General features: G+C 42.7%; 17 protein-coding genes. 5 read left to right on the forward strand and 12 right to left on the reverse strand.

The features are described 5' to 3' along the window. Window positions 1-11: 11 nt before the first annotated feature. From AC6CH7_RS16775 to porV, 3 genes are all read right to left on the reverse strand, one after another. The gene (locus AC6CH7_RS16775; RefSeq protein ID WP_498263845.1) at window positions 12-875 is read right to left on the reverse strand and encodes a fimbrial biogenesis chaperone; all 864 of its coding nucleotides are present in this window, start codon (window positions 873-875) and stop codon (window positions 12-14) included. 88 nt (window positions 876-963) lie between these two features. Beyond that, complete coding sequence (locus tag AC6CH7_RS16780; RefSeq protein WP_498263846.1) at window positions 964-1470, reverse strand: DUF4402 domain-containing protein; 507 nt, start codon at window positions 1468-1470, stop codon at window positions 964-966. Window positions 1471-1865: 395 nt separating this feature from the next. Continuing rightward, window positions 1866-3044: a type IX secretion system outer membrane channel protein PorV gene (porV, locus tag AC6CH7_RS16785; RefSeq protein WP_498263847.1), complete on the reverse strand. Its 1179-nt coding sequence runs from the start codon at window positions 3042-3044 to the stop codon at window positions 1866-1868. A 736-nt stretch (window positions 3045-3780) separates the two neighbouring features. Here porV and AC6CH7_RS16790 point away from each other — a divergent pair. From AC6CH7_RS16790 to AC6CH7_RS16800, 3 genes are read left to right on the forward strand one after another with little or no spacing between them, the layout of a single operon-like run. Continuing rightward, window positions 3781-4989, forward strand: a complete 1209-nt coding sequence (locus tag AC6CH7_RS16790; RefSeq protein ID WP_498263848.1) for a GAF domain-containing sensor histidine kinase — start codon at window positions 3781-3783, stop codon at window positions 4987-4989. A 38-nt stretch (window positions 4990-5027) separates the two neighbouring features. Continuing rightward, window positions 5028-6275, forward strand: a complete 1248-nt coding sequence (locus AC6CH7_RS16795; RefSeq protein ID WP_498263849.1) for a YaiO family outer membrane beta-barrel protein — start codon at window positions 5028-5030, stop codon at window positions 6273-6275. After that, window positions 6275-7438: a hypothetical protein gene (locus tag AC6CH7_RS16800; protein WP_498263850.1), complete on the forward strand. Its 1164-nt coding sequence runs from the start codon at window positions 6275-6277 to the stop codon at window positions 7436-7438. The genes AC6CH7_RS16795 and AC6CH7_RS16800 overlap by 1 nt, the downstream gene beginning before the upstream one ends. Here the strand turns inward: AC6CH7_RS16800 and AC6CH7_RS16805 are convergent, their stop codons facing one another. The 6 genes from AC6CH7_RS16805 to AC6CH7_RS16830 form a co-directional block, all read right to left on the reverse strand. Beyond that, complete coding sequence (locus AC6CH7_RS16805; RefSeq protein ID WP_498263851.1) at window positions 7439-9460, reverse strand: LTA synthase family protein; 2022 nt, start codon at window positions 9458-9460, stop codon at window positions 7439-7441. 7 nt (window positions 9461-9467) lie between these two features. Next, a complete protein-coding gene (locus AC6CH7_RS16810; RefSeq protein ID WP_498263852.1) occupies window positions 9468-10892 on the reverse strand; it encodes a glycosyltransferase family 2 protein in 1425 nt (474 codons plus the stop codon). Further along, on the reverse strand, window positions 10889-11953 hold the full coding sequence (locus tag AC6CH7_RS16815) for a HEAT repeat domain-containing protein (RefSeq protein ID WP_498263853.1): 1065 nt from the start codon (window positions 11951-11953) through the stop codon (window positions 10889-10891). Before AC6CH7_RS16815 ends, AC6CH7_RS16810 begins: the two co-directional genes overlap by 4 nt. Continuing rightward, window positions 11950-12312 (reverse strand): response regulator transcription factor, encoded by a 363-nt coding sequence (locus AC6CH7_RS16820; protein WP_498263854.1) that lies wholly within the window; start codon window positions 12310-12312, stop codon window positions 11950-11952. The genes AC6CH7_RS16815 and AC6CH7_RS16820 overlap by 4 nt, the downstream gene beginning before the upstream one ends. A gap of 273 nt (window positions 12313-12585) precedes the next feature. After that, complete coding sequence (locus tag AC6CH7_RS16825) at window positions 12586-12864, reverse strand: type II toxin-antitoxin system VapC family toxin (protein ID WP_498264042.1); 279 nt, start codon at window positions 12862-12864, stop codon at window positions 12586-12588. An 85-nt stretch (window positions 12865-12949) separates the two neighbouring features. Next, the gene (locus AC6CH7_RS16830; RefSeq protein ID WP_498263855.1) at window positions 12950-13165 is read right to left on the reverse strand and encodes a hypothetical protein; all 216 of its coding nucleotides are present in this window, start codon (window positions 13163-13165) and stop codon (window positions 12950-12952) included. Window positions 13166-13712: 547 nt separating this feature from the next. Here AC6CH7_RS16830 and AC6CH7_RS16835 point away from each other — a divergent pair. Next, complete coding sequence (locus tag AC6CH7_RS16835) at window positions 13713-15128, forward strand: alanine/glycine:cation symporter family protein (RefSeq protein WP_498263856.1); 1416 nt, start codon at window positions 13713-13715, stop codon at window positions 15126-15128. Window positions 15129-15176: 48 nt separating this feature from the next. Then, window positions 15177-16490, forward strand: coding sequence for a Na+/H+ antiporter NhaA (gene nhaA / locus AC6CH7_RS16840; protein ID WP_498263857.1), 1314 nt, complete (start codon window positions 15177-15179; stop codon window positions 16488-16490). 28 nt (window positions 16491-16518) lie between these two features. On the opposite strand, the gene AC6CH7_RS16845 is transcribed toward nhaA, so the two are convergent. From AC6CH7_RS16845 to AC6CH7_RS16855, 3 genes are all read right to left on the reverse strand, one after another. Then, a complete protein-coding gene (locus tag AC6CH7_RS16845) occupies window positions 16519-17607 on the reverse strand; it encodes a mechanosensitive ion channel family protein (protein WP_498263858.1) in 1089 nt (362 codons plus the stop codon). Between the two features lie 208 nt (window positions 17608-17815). Then, window positions 17816-19165: a TIGR00341 family protein gene (locus AC6CH7_RS16850; RefSeq protein WP_498263859.1), complete on the reverse strand. Its 1350-nt coding sequence runs from the start codon at window positions 19163-19165 to the stop codon at window positions 17816-17818. A gap of 132 nt (window positions 19166-19297) precedes the next feature. After that, complete coding sequence (locus tag AC6CH7_RS16855; RefSeq protein WP_498263860.1) at window positions 19298-19774, reverse strand: response regulator; 477 nt, start codon at window positions 19772-19774, stop codon at window positions 19298-19300. Window positions 19775-19822 lie beyond the last annotated feature (48 nt).

The following is a 19822-nucleotide window of genomic DNA, read 5'->3' on the forward strand; positions in this document are numbered from 1 at the left end:
GGAAAACTATCTCAATGTAATTCCATCTCGGTTTCTGCAATTTTAAGTGTCTTGGTACCGGAGGTTGTCGTAAACAGGATACGCAGTTTGCCGGTACGGTAGCTGACGTTTGGATTATCGTCCAGCGGGAATGTGGCATGCCGTTGTTTATTTGGCGTATAAATCGCAAATCCCTTTACCAAACTCAATTGGGTTGTTTTCCCCTGCGGGGAAATATGATCAATCTGAATATCGCCGTAAACCGAAACAGTTCCCGTCCGGTTGAATGTGGTCTTCAATTGCCGGACACCCTGGGCATCGATTTCTAAGGCCGTTTTTCCCACCGTGACGGTACTTACCGAAGGCCCCACGCGAATAATAACCGGGATAGCAATGCCGAATATTGGCACCAGCTTTACTGATATTTCTTTACTGTTAGTGTCTACCGAATGCTCTCCGGGGGGCTTCTCATTAGGGACAGACCTGAAATACAAATGTGACCGGTACTCTCCGGGTTTTAATCCGCTCGTATTTAGCGTCTGCAGTTTTACGGTTTGCGCTTCATTTGGCGCCAGCACTACACTCCGGGGAAAAAAACGAAAGTTCTTATCCGCAAAATATTGCCCTGAATCAGGCGCGGTAATCAGTTCGAAAGCACCATTATCCAGCATACGGTAATGAATCACTGAGATCAGGTATTTGGCCGTATCTGTACCGGTATTTGCCAGACTGAGGGCCTCTGTTCTTTTGGGCCCTTCAAAAACTACCCTCCTGGGGATGATAATCAGGTTGCCCTGTGCAAAGCCAGCTGAAGTAAAAATCAATACACCGGAGAAGAAGAGCAAAGAAAATATAGTTCGTCGTTTTATAAACGACGATAGCGTTGTTACGTTCATTGATTTGAGCCAGTAGGGGATGATCAGGTCAATTCGATGAGCTATATACTTAATTAATAGGGATTATTAATCAACTTTATTAGCCTTTCTAATTGTAATTTACGGTCACTGTAAAGGGTGTTGCGGAGGTATATGCTCCTGCCGCCTGTGTTGCGGCCAGGTGCAAGGTCGCTCCTACAGTCAGTGTTGATGTACCTCCCGCCAGGGTGCCTGTTCCAGATGGTGTGCTGGTAAAAGTATCAACAGTCATCGTGTTGGCCCCACTGGTGATGTCAAGGGTCGTAGGAAGGGTAATGGCATAGGTATAAGTTCCAGAGCCACCAACTGTAAAAGCCGCAGCAGTCACAGTACCTGCGGTAGCCGGAAGGGTTACTCCGCCGGTAGAACTGCGTGTACCTCCTGGCGTGAGGACAACGGTTCCAATGGCACCGTTGGTTGCCACATTTCCGAAATTCATGTCTGCGGTTTTAGTAATGCTGATTGGAGCTACAATAGTAGCTGATGCGGTCGCCGTGGCAGATGCCTGAGCGTAAGTGGAAGTAGCGAATGCTACACAAACAAGGGCAATGCCCATGGTGACAAATAATCGTTTCATAATAGGGAGATTTACTAGTTAGCTATTTGTGAATTTGAATGCTCTGGTCTTCGTCCTGACTCTAAGTGGGTTTAAGTGAGGGTTAAATCAGGATGGTTAAAAGCCAACTTAAAGTTAGGAAATAATTTTAGAAAAAATAATTTTCTTGCAATTTTTTAGTTTATACATTACAAATAAATCCCTCATAACATTGCATCCGGAATGAGTTCTAATTACGTCCTGTTTCGGATTATTAGATAACCTATACACTGGTAATTCCCGGCATGTTCCCGGGGAGCTCACTCCAGAGTTTCTCAAAGTTTCTCAGTTGTTCTTTTCATGATCATTCCACACCACACCGGATCGACACGCGATATAAACAACTAAAAATTAAGCTGTTAAACTTCATTAACGAACTAAAGTGAGGTGCCCGTTTTAAACGGCGAAAATGTCAGGCTAAACCTAAGTGTATTGGCAAGTGGGCTGTTTTCAACTCCAGAGACAAGGTAGGCCAAATCCAGCGTAAATGATTGATATTTCAGACCTACACCAGTAGTAAAATATCGCCTATCTCCTTTTTTAGGACTTTCATAAAAATATCCGCAACGTATCGCGAACTGTTTATTATAAGAATACTCCAGCCCAACGGCAATACTGACCTCCCTAAACTCCTCCTGGGCCCCGCCTGGAGCATCACTGAATGAGCCAAATATTCCTGCAGGCACAGATACATTGGGATCTCGTCCCTTAATGATCTGGCCGTTTTGATCATACACAGGCTGCGTCGGGGCCAATATCTTGTTCAAATCAAGGGCAAAAGTAAACTGGTTAGTATTATCAAGAATAAAGGTAGACGCTCCCCCTAATTTTAGGTTTGCCGGCAAAAAAAACTTATCACTACTTTCAGCATAGCTAACTTTTGTGCCAATATTAGAGATATTGATTCCCAAAGCCAGGAGCGCATCTTTTCCAAAAAGAACCGTTTCATTCCTGAGGTATCCCGATACGTCAACCGCCAGCGCATTTGCGGGCTTTATTGTCTGTCCGTCAGAAAACTTTCCTGACGATAAGTTTGATCTGATGTACCTCACTGCAGTTCCAAGGGAAAAGGATTCGCCAAACTTTCGGGAATAGGCAACATCCAGTGCAAATTCATTTGGCCGGTATGTTCCCAGGTCCTGAAGGTCCCGATCAAAAAGTTGAACCTCCCCTAATGAGAAGTACCTGAGCGAGGTCCCCACGGCGCTGTTTTTAGCAACCTTATAATACCCGCTTAAGTAAACAAAATCTATATCTGAATTTAGGTTATTTAACCAGGGGCTATAGGACATCGAAAGTCCATAGGGATCATTCAGATAAGCCAGCTTCGAGGGATTAATACTCATCACGTTCACATCTGGCAATACAGCAACACCGGCCTCTCCCATCGCACCGGCGCGGGCATCCGGGGTTATCAATAAAAACGGAACAGCAACAGTGACATTTGTAACCTCACTGCCGTTAGTTTGCGTACCAGGACGAATCTGGGCCCGCGTAAAAAAAAAGCATAAACAGAGGGTGAAAATAAGAAGAGTAATTCTAAAAAAACACTTCATGTGCACAATACTAAGATTACAGAATAGACACCTAAAGATACATTACACTTCTATAAATTCAAAACCTGCGGCGTCCTGCAGTCAAATACAATCAACTGGGCTATAAAAGCGGATCACCCAAATCGCAGTTTAGGACTTCAAAGATTCAAGGAGAATTTTACCAAAAAAAATCCTACCGGATGTTTAAGATTGCCAAATGGACAATCATCCTGAACAAGCCTATTCATTTTACAGTATAGGCACCCAAAGCGCGCAGGCGGATAAAATGTCAAGGACGGTCATCGGGGTTGGCCTGAAGCGATTGGTTGCCTGCTTGGGTATCATTGACATTTAATTCCGGTAAGGGCTATTACCATCGGGTGAAGATCGAATAGCAAGCTAGCTGGCACCCCAATTAAATAGATTGATTCTGACTGGGATCATGACCATATGATGAGCCGCATTCGGGCTGGAAAAATGTAACCATTTATTTAACGCAAATCAGATCGTTCCCTCCCCTCACCGGTTTGACAACAAAGTCAGTCATTCCTGCCTCTAGATACCTCAATTTTTCCTTTCACATTTCCCGCAGTCAAGCGGTAATCGGCACACATTACCAGCATTTGAAAGGTTGCACGCTGCTTTGGTTACTTCATATCTATTCATTGCTGTCTCAAAAATTCTGGCACATTGTTGGTTATATGAATACCTGTATTGTATTAATTATATATTTGATCTCGGCAATCATCAACAAGCTATGCGACAAAATAATCATCCTATACCTGAAAACGAAATGGACAGGCTCATCGGTCTAGCTGAACTCGATATTGACTACAGCAGCCTATCTGAGAACTTTAAAGACCTCACACGCCTGGCGGCCAAAATAGCAGGCACAGAAATCTCCCTGATCAATCTCATTGATTCTTATACGCAATGGACACTTGCAAAACACGGAATTGAGGTAGATCAGATGACAAGGGAGGAATCTGTCTGCCAGTATACGATCATGAACGACGATCACTTTGAAGTAGCCGATCTTTCCAAAGATGAAAGGTTTAACAAAAACCATTATATAGAGGGTCCTTTATCGCTCCGGTATTATTTCGGCGTCCCCCTTAAGGATCAGCAGGGTCTGAACATAGGCGCCCTGTGCGTCCTGGATACCAGACTGCAGACACTCAGTCCGGAAAAAATAGAGATGCTGAAGATCATTGCGGCAGAAATAGTCAACAGACTGAAGACCTATAAGGCTATGAATGTATTACGCGATCAGGTTAAACAGGCTGATGAATCCAGGAAAAAAGTTGCCCATGACATCAGGGGTCCTCTTGCAGGCATAATTGGCTTATCGCAGATCATAGCTGAACAAGGCAAAACTGCCAATATTGACCAGGTGATGGATTTTATTAACCTGATCCATTCTGGCAGCAAGTCCATTTTGGACCTTGCTGATGAAATTCTAAGCCAGGAACATGAAACCAAACAGCTTGGTAGCCAGCAGTTCAATCTCAGTAGCTTTCGTGATAAGCTGAAACAGCTGTACGACCCTCAGGCCATCACCAAACAACTGCAGTTGCTGATCAGCGTCAATCAGGACACCCAGTACATCCCCTTTTCCAAAAACAAGCTTTTACAAATTACAGGCAACCTGATCTCCAATGCAATAAAATTTACGCCAAATAAAGGCAGTATCCTGGTAGATCTGGATCTGATTGTCAAATCTGACCAAAATACCCTGAATATTTCTGTTTCAGATACGGGGGTGGGCATAACTGAAGATCAAATCGCCGGGATCCTCAAGGGAGACAGCCATACTACCGCAGGGACAGGTGGGGAAAAAGGATATGGATTCGGCCTTTCACTTGTAAAACACCTGATTGAAAAACTCAACGGGCGATTGGAAATTCTCTCACAGATTGGCCAGGGAACTACTTTTAAAGTAGAGCTCCCTTTGAGTAATTTATAATTTATTATCTTTAGCGTATCACTCTAATGTAATGAATCATGCGCTTAAAATTTCATTTGCCCTTTATACTGCTATTTTTCTCTTTCCAATTCCTGCAGGCTCAGGATCAGAATATGAGTTCTGATGAATTGTTTGCCAGGGCCCGTAGCGCGGCATTTGATCAAAAGGACTACCCCAAGGCAATTTCGCTCAGTAAGCAGGCGCTTACAAAAAGCCCCGATTATGCGGATATCAGGATATTTCTTGGCAGAGTTTATACCTGGAGCAAACAACCCGATAGTGCCAGGCAGGCCTTTAGTCTGGTTTTAAATAAACAACCCGATAATGCGGATGCCTCACTGGCTTTTGCCAGCCTTGAATTTTGGGAAGGCAATTCTGAAAAGGCACTGGAATATGTAAACTCCGGGTTAAAGCATCATAGCGATGCCAGTAATCTGTTGCTGCTGAAGGCGAAGGTCTTAAATGACCTGAAAAGATGGCCTGAAGCCAATATTGAGATAGAGAAGGTAATCAAGGCCGATCCAAACATGACCGAAGCCAGAACACTTGCGGCCAGGATAAGTGAGAATTCCTCAAAAAACAAAATCGGGGTCAACTACGACTTTATCTATTTCGACAAACAATTTGATGATCCCTGGCACCTGGTAAGTGTGGACTATAGTCGTCAGACCAGTCTGGGCTCGATCATCGGCCGTATCAATTACGCCAACCGGTTCAAAAACAATGGGGTTCAGTTCGAGATTGATGCCTACCCCCGCATTTCCAATACCTTTCAGGCTTACATCAGCGGAGGATATTCCAATAATGTCGGGGTATTTCCCCGTTACAGGGCAGGATTTTCACTGTACGCCAATTTACCTGCCAGTTTTGAAGCAGAGGCCGGATTCAGGTACCTTACTTTTGGTGAATCTACCTGGATCTATACCGCCTCTGTTGGCAAATATTACAAAAGCTTCTGGTTCAATTTGCGGACTTTTCTCACCCCCTCAAATGATGAGGTTTCCCAGTCATTTGCCTTAACGAGCAGGTATTATTATGGCGGTGCGGATGATTACTTCAGTTTACGGCTGGGTACCGGCCTTTCTCCTGATGATCCGCAAAACAATGTGCTGATTGGCAGCACAAATTATAAGCTCAGGTCAAACAACATCACCCTGGGTTACAGACGCGCGTTCAAGTCCCTGAATATCCTGATTGTTAACCTGGGATTTGACAATCAGGAATATAAATTGGATACCAGGGGAACACAGATTGACCTTGGGCTTGGATACATCAGACGCTTTTAATGATGTCAAAAGGAAGAAAAACACTGATCCTGCTGGCTGTTATTGCCGCAATTCCCTTGCTGATGTGGCTGCTCTGGCTGTGCACACCTAAAACAAAAATGGTGGCCGCAATAATCGATAAAACGGTTCTGACTACCCAGGGCCAGGAACACATTTCCTTAACCTGGATACTGAATCACCAGAAATTTACCAAAACCAGTACCAAGCCATATCAGATTGCAAATGACTATTTCGGTTTTTTCCCTCTGGAAAAGGAGAACTTCCGCTTAAAGGGGCTGGAGCGATTTAATCCCGATCAACTCAGACAGCTGAGTGAGGATGCGGACATGGTATATTTTACAGATACCTATGGTATTTACAAAAATGAATGGTATAGCCAAAAAAACAATACTGAGCGCTCGGGCATGATTTACGGAGGTATGAGCAGCCAGGACATTGAACTGCTTAGGTTGATGAAAGCCAAGGGCAAACTGATCATTACTGAATTCAACAGCATTGGAAGTCCTACTCACCTGGATACCCGCCTGAGGTTCGAAAAGCTGTTTGGCATCCGCTGGACAGGCTGGACCGGACGCTTTTTTGAAAACCTTGACAGTGCAAAAAACAAGGAACTGCCAAAATGGTTAATCCGCAATTACAAAAGGGACAACAACAATCAGTGGCCATTCACAAAAGCAGGGGTTGCCTTTGTAAACGATAAAGATCAGGTAGTTATTCTCCAGGACAGCACTGAACTGGATGATCCCATACCCCACATTACCAGCAGTGCATACGGGCAGCAGAATTTTGGTCTGCCTGGCAAAATTAAGTATACGTTTTGGTTTGATGTGATCCAGCCCGATCTTGAGATCAATACCCAGGTTGCCAGCTTTACCCTGGATGTAAATGCGAAAGGCCGTGACCTCCTGGCCGCCCATCAGCTGCCGCGGGTTTTTCCGGCTGTTATCATGCATAAGGATGAAGATTACCGATTTTATTACTTCTCTGGTGATTTCTGCGACAACCCCATCACGATGGCTACCTCCTATTTTAAAGGCATCAGTTTGTTTAAATGGATGTTCTATAACACCAGCGATCCAATGGAACGTGCCAGTTTTTTCTGGAACTTTTACCGGCCCATGGTCAGCAGAATACTTAAGGAAGAAAAAAAGTTCAAAAAGTAATTAATGTCCAACTGGACTGTACCTGTTTAACACCGAATCCGGTAAAATGCCCGCGCGGCTGCCAATACCGGCATTTCTGCGTTTAAAATGATCAAAGGCATTCTTTAACTGTTTGTACATCGGCTGATCCTCTACCGGCTCCTCCTGCAGATCCGGACCCATCTTGTAAAGTGAGCTTCCATTGAGGTGGTACTCGCCCATGATGAAGTCGATAATATCCGTTTTGGTCTGGATAAGGGGATACTGATGAACGTTCCGGAAGTATCTTACCGTATCCAGGCCCTCTCCCATCCAGCTTGCCTGGGCCGGCACCTTAAGCTGATAACCGGCTTTAAGGAAGTTCAGCAAACTTGGGGCGATATCAAAATGTGTTGAAACGGATTCAAACTGCGCGCTGCGCTTTAATAACGGTGAATAAATGATTAGCGGGACATGATACCTGTCAATTTTGTTGCTCATAGGAATTTCGGGCATCCTGTGATCACCGGTAATGATAAAGATTGTATTTGCAAAATCTTTACGTTTTTTGTATCCCTGAAGAAAACCCCTGAGTGCATCGTCAGTATACATAATGGAAGAATATTGTAGCTTGTAATTCCTGTAGGTGTCTTTTTTGGGGTTCTCAAAACCAAGCTCATCCATCCGCTGTTCAAACTTTTTAACATATTCTGGCTGATCGTTGACCAGAAAAGGATTATGACTTGCTACAGTGAGGATCACACTGAGTTCCGGAGATTTTGATTCCCCATCTGCCCTGGTGGCAAAATAATGTCTGAAAAGCTCTTTGTCATTGTAGCCCCATGTGAATCCATTGGCAGCGGGCAGTTTCACATACCCTGGGGGAAAGGATTGAATGTCTCTGAGCTCATCAACATGATTCTTCTTTAAAAACAGAGACATGTTATCGAAAGCCGCATCGCCCCCATAATAAAACGAAGTAGTATAGCCGTTAAATTTTAGCAGGCTGTATAATGAGGCATGTGGCGGCATTTTATCTCCAAGTTCCAGAAAACCATTTTTCGAAAATGGCAGCGATCCCATTAAAGAGGGCAGCACAGCAAAGGTCCGCCCCCCTTCACTTAGGAAATTCTTCCAATACAAACTTTTGCCGGCCAGCGAATCCAGAAAGGGTGTAAAATTGCCCAGATAGGCCCCTTCATTAGTGAATGCCCTGCCTAGTCCCTCTACCAAAATGATGACAATATTGGGTCTGCTCGGAGAGAAATTAAAAAAGGGACCCAGCACATCCTGATCACCCACCTGGTGCAGGAAAGGGAATTCAGACCCCCCGGTATATTTAAACGATGTGCCGGCGGTCTTTATATCCTCATAATCCCCGATATAAGCATCTGCATAAATATCGGATTCCTCATCCGGCGGATAAAAATGCCGGTAAGAACTTACAAAAAAATAATCGATTTTATTGAGCCCCAGATTGTTGGCAAAATCAGATTGAAACATCCGTCCGTGCATCAGTTGCATGGCTCCGGTAACTAAAAAAAACAAGGATAATGCAGGGAACATCACTCCGGCCCATAAAGGTAGCTTTATTTTACCGGGCAGGAATTTTAAAGTCACCAGCACTAATGCCACCAGCAGGATAAAACTCACAACCAGCTGAATGCTTAGGCCTGAGGAGGCACCAACGGTCTGTTTGATGTCCGCAATTGTGTATCCATACAGATCTGCACCAAGAGGAACTAGTGCGGTGTTGAAGTATTGAACCAGGCCAATCTGAATGATGATCATCAGCAAAATAAAAATTTTGAACAGCACTTTTGATAACTTTGGGTACATCAGGGCAACCAGGGCAAAAATGATATATTCCAAAAAAAGCCATTTAAACCAAAATACCACATCTGCTACTAACGCCCAAAAAAGAAATACAGCTAAGCTTTGCGGAAATTCATGGCTAAAGCCATTTAACAAAACCTCAAAAAACCGTATCACAAACAGGGCAGCAAGCCAGACCAGAGCCAGCTGTATAAAAACCAATGTTGCTGTTTTCAGACGGTTGATCATTCTTTAATTAATTTGTTTTTTTTGTAAAACCCTGCCTGGTCATTTCGCCCCAGGAATTCTTCTTTCTCAGTAAGTCAATATTTCCCTTAATGGCCGACCATACGACAAAGGGATGAAAAATAAATGGCTCTAAAAATGCCGTAACGATTAACATCAGCAGATCTTTACTGCTTTTATACTGGTTATAGGTAAGTACTTCCATTAAGATAGCAAATACCGAGTATAGAAATCCGAAGCTGAATATAAACAGCAGTAGGCCAATAAAAAAGGACCAGTGGATCAAGCCCAGTAATACGAAGATCACAAAACTCAGCAGCCCGAGAAATTCCACGATCGGTGCTAAAAACTCAAAAAAGAACCAGTAGGGATAACTGATCATTCCCAGTCGCCCGTATTTGGGGTTAAAGAACATTACCTTATGGAGCTGCAGGGTCTCTATGGTCCCTCTTGTCCAGCGGTTTCTTTGCCTGCCAAGAATTTTAAAAGATGCCGGTGCCTCGGTCCAGCAAAGCGGATCAGGAATAAAACTTACCTTATAAGGTATTTTTTGCTCTTCCATATACCTGCGCATCCTTACCACAAGCTCCATATCCTCCCCAACCGTATTGTGGTTATATCCGCCGCATTTGATGACGATATCCCTATCAAACGCCCCGAAGGCACCTGAAATGAGTAGCAAGCCGTTTAACCGACTCCAGGCCATCCTGCCTAATAAAAAGGCCCTGATGTATTCCAGGGTTTGTACCCGGGGAAGAAACTGTTTGGGCAGGTTAACCTTTACCAGTCTCCCGTTTTCGACAATACAGCTGTTGGCGATCCGGATTACTCCACCGGTGGCGATCACCCTGATCCTGGAGTCCTCCAGGAAAGGTTTTGCCAGCTTCAGCAAGGCATCCTGCTCCAGGATACAATCCACGTCAATACAAACGATATAATCATTTTGGGAGATGTTGACTCCCACATTAAGGGCATCTGCCTTTCCTCCGTTTTGCTTATCTACAATGATCAGCTTCTTGTAAACCGCCTTTCTGCTTTTGTAAACACCTAGCACGTCTTTGGTGGGAATCCTTTTGTTTACAAAAAAATCCGTTTTATAAAGGTCATAGGCACTGATTAACTTCGACAGAGAATCATCTTTACTCCCGTCGTTAATGATAATTACCTCCAAATTGTTGTAATTGATAGACAACAAAGACCGTACATTCTCAATGATATTAGCACCTTCATTATAGGCCGGTGCAAGAATACTGATGCTTGGAGCCTGTGTCGAGCTAGCCAGCACCCGGTAGTCTGTAAAACTGTTTTTACGCAGATAAGTGCGGATTTCACCGATTGAATAAACGCCAATGAACATATAGCAGGAAAGGAGCAGTACGGAATAGAGTAGCAGTCCGTAAGTAAATAAATCAAGCACTATCGTTTGCCAGCTCATATTCTGATTTCACTTTTAACCTGAGTAATTATTTCGTTCAACGGATAGGACTGTGATTGCGGCTCGGCCATCAATAAGTCCATACCAGATTGACTGAGGTTTGCTATTGCCCGGACAACCGACAGTTTCATTTCAAAATCGTCTGTAGTTAAAAGGCTTTTTAATCTGGGCAGGTCAGCGTCATCACCGATTTTCTTTACAGCTTTCAAAATGGCGAGCTGGTTGTTATATTCTTCGGACTGGAACCTGTCCAATAACTTTTTCGATGTGTCTTCATTGAAAATCTCCGTCAGGGTATATATCGCCTGGATCCTTACCCTGGATTCGGGGTGCTCAAGGCAAGCGGCAATCTCCTGGTAAAGTTCAAAATGATGGTAGTTACGGGCAAGCTTCAACGCGAATACGACAACACTGGAATTCTCAGATTTAAGCCATTTGTCAATTCCGGTAAGTTTTACATGTTGGATAACAGACAACTCCCTTAGTAGTTTCATTTGCTGCCATTCGGAGATCTGGTAAGAGACAATATCCAGAAAACGAAGTCCTTCAAATCCGAAAAGGTTAAGCACTGCAAGCTGAGCCTCTGCCCGGACGAGTTCGTTTTTATTATTTGTAAATCTGTATACTTTAGTAAGATACTCCTTCAGCTCCATGGTGCCAATCTGCTGGATACCAACTGCCACCAGGTGCCATTTACCGGTTTCGATGAGCTTAATGGCATGGGTATCCAGATGAAGCTGCAGGTAGAGTTTTTTGATATTTTGTCCGGCCTGGCCGGACATATTTTTCTTTGCCGCAGTAATCTTCTTGGTCAGCTGGGTTCTAAACCTCCGATTCTCCAGATTCACCCTCAGGCGAGGAGTAACTGGTATCGGTTGTTTAGCGCTACTGTCGTTTTCATGAAAAAAGATTGCCTTTCTGAGCAGTAAATCAATCATACTGTCCCATTTGGCGTATTTTTTTCTCCATTTTTTCCTGATCAGCAGATAAACGGTCATGAAAAAAATCAGAAATATAGCCACCCCGAAAAAGAATAATAAAAGCGCCTGGAAAAATATCATCTGGAATGAACAAGCGTAAACCTCTTTATCCGAACAGACAACTCATTGGGACTAAAAGGCTTGGTAATAAAGTCGTCGGCACCCAGGCGGAATGCTTCAAGAACGATATCCTCCTGCCCCATAGCAGAAAGCATAATAATGGGCGTCTGATGTTTCTCTCTCAGTGCCGCCACGACCTCTAAGCCCGAAAGATAAGGCATCATAATATCTGTAATTACCAGTTCGGGCAGGAATTGATCTATTTTTTCTAAAGCTTCCCTACCATCTCTGGCAAGGATGAGCTGATGGCCATCTTTTTTTAAACGGAATTCTAAAGTCCTGAGCATAAGCTCATCGTCTTCAGCAATTAAAATCTTCATATATTAGCAGTAAGGGATAGTTAACTAATAATTTTAAAGCGCGTTATACTGCCTCTAAGTTAAGTCTTTTAGCAAAAAAAAGGCAAAAATGTTTTGGAAAATGATTAGAAGTACAGTACAATATTTTTCATCTGGTCAGTATTCGTCCGAATGGAATAAGATCAATCATAGTCCACTTTTAGAATATAATAATCGATATGGCTCGTAACATGTAATCTCCGCTCACTAACGGAGACGCCCCATGATTACGCACAATAAATAGAAAAAAATTATCTAAAGAATTTCCAGACCTTTAATTCTTTTAAAATGCTTTTTATTAAGTGTCAGAATAGGCAGTTCATAAACTAGGCAAGTAGCCGCAATAAAAATGTCTCTAAATTCAATCATTTTATTGGCTTTTCTTAATTCATGATAAATCTTAGCAGCCTTAATAGAAACAGAATCTGTAGATGGTAAAACTTCTAAATCTTCAGTTAAGAGCACAATATCATTTTCTTTTTCTTTAGTAGTAGCCCCCATATACAGCTCATACAATGAAACAGAAGAAATAATAGCTCCCTATTTTCGGGAATCAGATAAAGGGATGTCCTAAGTTTATCTTTTGCCCTAAGATGTTCAATAAAGATCCCTATATCAATTACCATTGCAGGGGACTCAGGTTTTCAAAAGATTTTCTACTGTCTTCGAAAGGCTTCAAATCTTCGGCGGCCCAAGTTGATACTTTAAGCAATTTTTTCCTGTAAGCAGACTCCTTAGTTTGACTATTTTCCTGAATGGTTACACCTAAACCTTTAAGTATTTGTTTTACCAAAGTACTTTTTTTGTCGGGAATATTTATAATTAGTGTTTCCATATAACAAATATACTGAACATTTGGCATTGATCCTTTTGTTCTTTGTTCGCAAATCGCGAACAAAGAACAAAATAAAGACAGCAACGGCAAAACAAAAAATCCCATAATCAGCGATTACAGGATTTCAGTATTCTAAATTTTTACTATGCGGACCGGACGGAATTTGAACCCAACCGTTAAATGGTCTATAAACAATATTTTCAGAGTAAAAAGACGAAAACTCACCTAATTACTCCCCGAATTCTTAATTTAAAATAGCTGCAAATGCTATGATGCTAATATAACAAAATTAACATCAAGATCATATTGGAGTGATAAATTTACCTGGGCGATTAGTCACTCAAAAGCCGCTTCAATAGCTTGCCGGTTGGCAGCAAACTGGCCGCATTAGCGGTTGCCAGGTGTTGTCAAAATCGTCTAGACTGAAGTATTTATCTAAAAATCAGATTTGTAATTCTAGATTGCTTATTAAATTATCAAGCAAGACAAAGCAGATAATCAAAAAAGTTCAGGAGCTTTAAAAAAAATTCCGTTATTTTAATGCCATATGGAAGAAATCATTGGTAAGATAAATGACTTAGTTTGGAGCAACGCACTTATTTTGCTTTGTATGGGCGCTGGCATTTATTTCTCGGTCATCACACGCTTTGTTCAGTTACGATACATCAAAGAAATGATTGCTCTTCTGTTTCGCGGGGAGAGCTCAGCCAAAGGCGTCAGCTCATTTCAAGCCTTTGCTATCGCCATTTCAGGCCGGATAGGTACCGGAAATATCGCTGGTGTTGCCACTGCCATTGCCATGGGAGGCCCCGGAGCTGTATTCTGGATGTGGCTCATTGCCTTTCTGGGCAGTGCTTCTGCCTTTATAGAAGCTACCTTAGGACAAATCTACAAACAAGTTAACAACGGACAATACCGCGGTGGACCAGCCTTTTACATCGAGAAAGGATTGGGCATGAAATGGTATGCCATCATATTTGCCATAGCTACAATACTCAGCACAGCACTTTTTTTACCCGGCGTACAGAGCAATAGTATTGCACTGAGCATGAATAATGCTTTTCAAATTCCTGTGGCGTACACAGGTGTGGCAGTTGCCACCTTGCTTGCACTGATCATTTTTGGTGGTGTAAAGCGGATTGGAAAAGTAGCGGAAATCGTTGTCCCATTTATGGCAGGCGCCTATATCCTGATGGCCATTATCATCATGATCATGCACGTCCATCAGATCCCGGCAGTGCTGCTGCTAATCGTCAAATCAGCCTTTAAACTAGAACCCGCATTCGCTGGTGTATTTGGCATGGCAGTAGCCTGGGGAGTGAAACGCGGAATTTATTCCAACGAGGCTGGTCAGGGGACAGCACCACACGCGGCTGCCGCTGCCGAGGTTAGTCATCCGGTAAAACAAGGACTTGTGCAAGCATTTTCTGTATACGTAGATACCTTATTTGTATGTACCGCAACTGCTTTTATGATCCTGTTTACCGGCCAGTATAATGTGATCGATCCTGAAGGCGGCTTTATTGTAGAAAACCTGCCTGGGGCAAAGATTGGTGCCGAATATACCCAATATGCCGTTAACTCGCATTTTCCAGCCTTGGGAGCCGGCTTTGTTGCTATTTCTCTATTATTCTTTGCTTTCACCACGATTATGGCCTATTATTATATTGCAGAAACCAATCTCAGCTACCTTGATAAAAAAGATAACAAATGGGCAATATGGACCTTGCGTTTATTGATCCTGTTCGCTACTTTTTACGGGTCGATAAAAACAGCTGAAGCTGCCTGGACCCTGGGAGATATTGGTGTAGGTGTAATGGCCTGGTTGAATGTCATTGCGATCTTGCTGCTCCGTAAGCCAGCACTAAAGGCTTTCAAAGATTACCAGCAGCAACGCAAAGCAGGAAAAGACCCTGTATTTGACGCTAAAGCTCTAGGTATTGAAAACACCCAGGAATGGTAAGAATCGATTTTAGTTCATTCAGTAACACTATTAAAGACCCCCCATGATATGATACAAAAGTCACCTATAGACAAGATTATTGCCCCAGTAAGCCGTTTTATTCATTTGGAGTATACCAGTGGCATTGTCTTACTGATTAGTGTGATCATTGCCATTGTCTGGGCAAATTCTGCCTATCATGATTTTTACGAACATCTCTGGCACATCAATTTTTCTATTGGGTTTGATGATTTCATCCTGAGTCACCCCCTGCACATTTGGATCAATGATGGCCTGATGGCCATATTCTTCTTTGTGATCGGATTGGAACTCAAAAGAGAGTTTATGGAGGGCGAACTTTCCTCGCTCAGCAAAGCAGCATTACCGATGTCTGCTGCCCTCGGCGGGATGATCGTTCCTGCATTGATTTATTACACCATCAATAAAGGTACCGAAGCGGATCATGGCTGGGGAATTCCTATGGCAACAGACATTGCATTCGCCCTGGCCTTACTTTCTATGGCTAGCAAACATATTCCCACTTCCGTAAAAGTCTTTCTATCGGCACTGGCTGTAGCTGACGATCTCGGTGCTGTACTGGTCATTGCGTTTTTTTATACCGAGCAAATCCATTACCTCCCATTGATTATTGCAGGCTGTTTTCTCGCCTTATTGATTATCGGCAACCTGATGGGAATTCGCGACAACACCTTTTATCTAGTCATAGGTTTCGGCGTCTGGGTAGGCTTCTTGTTGTCCGGTGTTCATGCAACCATCGCAGGGGTGCTTGTCGCATTTACCATACCCGCTGTGACCAAGATCAATGAGCAGATTTATTCTGACAATCTGCGTAAACTCTCTTATGATTTTGAGACGGATATTCCTGAAAAAGGCGCGTTAATTACCGATAAGCAAAATAAGACCCTTCAAGAGGTAAGGGCCTTAAGTATGGCCGCAGAAACGCCCCTGCAGACCATCGAGCATAGTTTGCACCCCTGGGTTGCCTTTGGAATCATGCCACTATTTGCCCTATCTAATGCCGGCATAGTCATTGGATCTGATTTTTTCAGTTCTATCATCAATCCAGTTTCGATCGGTGTAGCAGGCGGTTTACTGATTGGGAAATTCGTAGGCATCTTACTATTCTGCTGGATCATGATCAAACTCGGATGGGCTACACTACCGGAACAAGCAACTTGGAAACACCTTATTGGCGTAGCGTTGCTTGCAGGAATTGGCTTCACCATGTCACTCTTCATCAGTGGGCTGGCCTTTAAAAATCCTGATTTTATGGATCAGGCAAAATACGGGATCCTGGTTGCTTCATTAGTAGCAGGAATCCTTGGAACCTTAGTATTAAAAAAAGTATCCAAATCTTCCTGACCCGTAATTTACACCGACCATCTTCATCCTAAGATGAAGCTGCAACTTGTGGATTGACCAAAAGTGTTTGCGTAGGATAGGCGAATTCAATTCCCCGCTGTTCGAACGCCTCGAAAATATCAAGGTAAGCTGCCTGCTGGTTATCCATATATACCGTATAATCAGGGTCCAGCACATAATAAACCACCTCAAAATTCAGGCTAAAATCTCCATATCCTGAGAAATGTGCACGATCAAACTCAAGCTTTGATCTCTTACCAATAATTTCTTTTATCAGCACCGGAATTTGTGACAACTGTTCATGGCTAGTCTGGTACGTGACACCAAGAGAAAATACAATTCTCCGCTTCTGCATGCGTTTAAAATTATGCAATCTGGAATTAGTCAGGTCCGTATTAGAACATATCAACTGTTCCCCGCTTAATGTCCGTATCCGGGTCGTCTTGATGCCGATATATTCAATCACTCCATTTTTGTCCCCAACCACCACAAAATCGCCAATTTCAAACGGGCGGTCAAAAAAGATTACAAAATAGCTAAATAGGTCCCCTAAAACCGCTTGCGCAGCTAGGGCAATGGCGATACCACCTACCCCTAAACCTGCAATCAGGGTGGTAACATTATAGCCCAGATTATCCATCAGAAAAATAATCCCCAGGATCCAGATGATCACATTGGCAATAACAATTAATCCCCCCGCTTGCTTCTCCTTACTCTCACTGTTTTCCTCTCGCTGAATGAAAGAATACACAAATTTCCGAAAAGCAGAGCTAATAATCCTGAGTATAAAATAGCTAATAGCTACCAGATATGCTACATGAATGACCTTTTCTACTTTATCAGCAAAATTCAGGAAAGAGAATGCAAAATAAAAGGAAGTGATGTAAAGGAGGGGAATGATAGAATTTTCTACGATCGCAATTAAAAAATTATCCCAGGTTGTATTGGTATTCAGGGCCCAGACTTTGACCTTTTTGACCACAAAAAACTTAAGAAGCTTTATGATCAGAAAAAGACCTACGGCCATTCCTAAGGTTAGTATCCATTGATAAATCGTATTCCCCCAAAAGGAATGATCAAGAAAATTATTGGTGTCGATGAAGTTTGGATTTTTCATAATAAAGAGAACAGGACCTCCAAAAATGGAAATCAGGTAAAGTCATTAACAGCTCCTTTAGGCTGAGATAAGGGATAAACCCAATTAGAAAAAGGATCATCAATAGCTTACAGATAGAACTCTAAAAGTTCAGATAGCCTCAGGCAATGATCCTGATGAATTACCTCAAAAATACAAAAAAATAAGCATTGCACCAAAGCCATTGGGATTACGGCAACAGCAGTCTCAGCGAATCCGCCTTCAGCCGGCTACTGAGCCATGCAGACAACTTTAGTCTTTCGGCAGAGGTAAGTGGCTTTGAAAAATCAGCCACTACCATTGTCAACGTGTCGCTTGTAGGCTTATCCAACCGCTGGGTCACAACGTTTGTTGCTGTATAATTCCGCATCTCGGGATACAATACTTTAAGCTCCGACCGAATGTCGGGTAATGGCTTTTCCAACGGTGAAACCTGAGGGCTGACCACTTTTGCTGAGGAATCCTTTTTAAACACGTCTTCCAGAATACTGGCTTTAATCTGTGAGAAGTCAATTTCCTGCTTTGCGTTCAGACCCTGACGAATCCGCAGTGTGGTATTCTTCAACTTATAATCGATCAATTTCCTGCGGATCGTATCTATTTTGCTTTGTGAAAGTTCATAACCAATCAGCAGTAAATCAATTTCATTTCCCTTTGAGCTATTGTACTTTAGAGACTTACTAACCACCTGGGTATTCTTAAATTGGAACTGTTCGCTAATATACCGCTGTGCATTGTTCTCAAAAATACTCTTATCCACAATACCATAAGCCAGATATATACTTGGCAATACGGCGACAGAAACAATGATCATAATATATCGGCTGACTTTCTTTTCCGTTTCCAGGTTGTCAAAATGTTTCTTGCCAAATCGCAAGTAACGAACAATCAGAAACGTACTGATACAAATAAAAACACTATTAATGAAATACAGATAGATGGCACCCAGAAAATAATAGAAATTCCCCGAAGCCAGGCCAAAGCCCGCAGTACATAAGGGCGGCATCAGTGCCGTAGCAATGGCAACCCCAGGGATCACATTGCTTTTTTCTTTTCTCGTTCCTGCCACGATTCCGGCCAGTCCGCCAAAAAAAGCAATAAATACATCCCAGATCGAAGGTGTAGTCCTGGCCAGCAATTCACTTTGAGCATCGTGCAAAGGCGTTACCCAAAAATATAATGTAGAAACCGCTATACTAATTATAGTGGCAATCAACAAATTGCGAAGCCCCTTTTTTACCAACTCAAAATCATTCGTCCCCACCCCCAAACCAATCCCCATAATCGGCCCCATTAACGGGGAAATCAGCATTGCCCCTATCACGACAGCTGTTGAATTGACATTGAGTCCAATAGAAGCAATCAAAATGGCAAAGATCAATGTCCAGAGATTCGCCCCGATAAAATCGGAATTCTTTTTAATCGAGAGCACCACATCATCTTCATCCGCCTTATCCAGATGCAGATCGAAGCGTCTGGCAATAGAAAGCTTAACTAGCCGGAACAGTCTGCCTGTCCTTTTTTGTTGGGGTTCCGTCAAAATAAATGCGTTTTATGAAGTACCAAAAACCTAGCAAAAGCCAGTCCATTTTATTAATTCTGCTAAATTACCCTATTCTAGCATACCAAAAATTCAACTCAACCATGAATCTGCAGAAATCGCCTGTCAGCATCAACTACGCGAAGTCACTCTGCTTCTCCCTCCTTTTTTATGGTTTTTTAGCCATAAATAATGTGTTACCACTCGTTCAGGACTAAAGGGGCGCTGTATAATTTCACAAAGACCAGATTCTATTACGTTTCGTCTGACATCCTCGGTTAGCAGGACTGTCATTCCAACAAACGGAACTTTCTGGTAAGCATCCAATAACCGTATGGCACTTATGAGATTTTCTTTCTTATTGATAGAAAAAGGAATATCTACCAAAATAAGGTTATACTGTTTCTCCGAAATCATCGCTAAAGCAGTTTTACGGCTAGGGGTGAATTCCAATTGTACTCTGGATTTATTTAGGTTTACCCCGATGATATATTGATGGATCGGATCAGGCTCTATCACCAGAATTGAAAACAAGAATAACTTACGGGACATTCCAGTATGCCCTTTATCTTGTTTTCTTATTATTGACTTAATTGGAGAAATGTTCATGATGCCAATTTATGTTTTACAACAAAACCTGCAGATCAGATTAGTTAC

This window comes from Pedobacter sp. GQ55 (assembly GCF_059758925.1).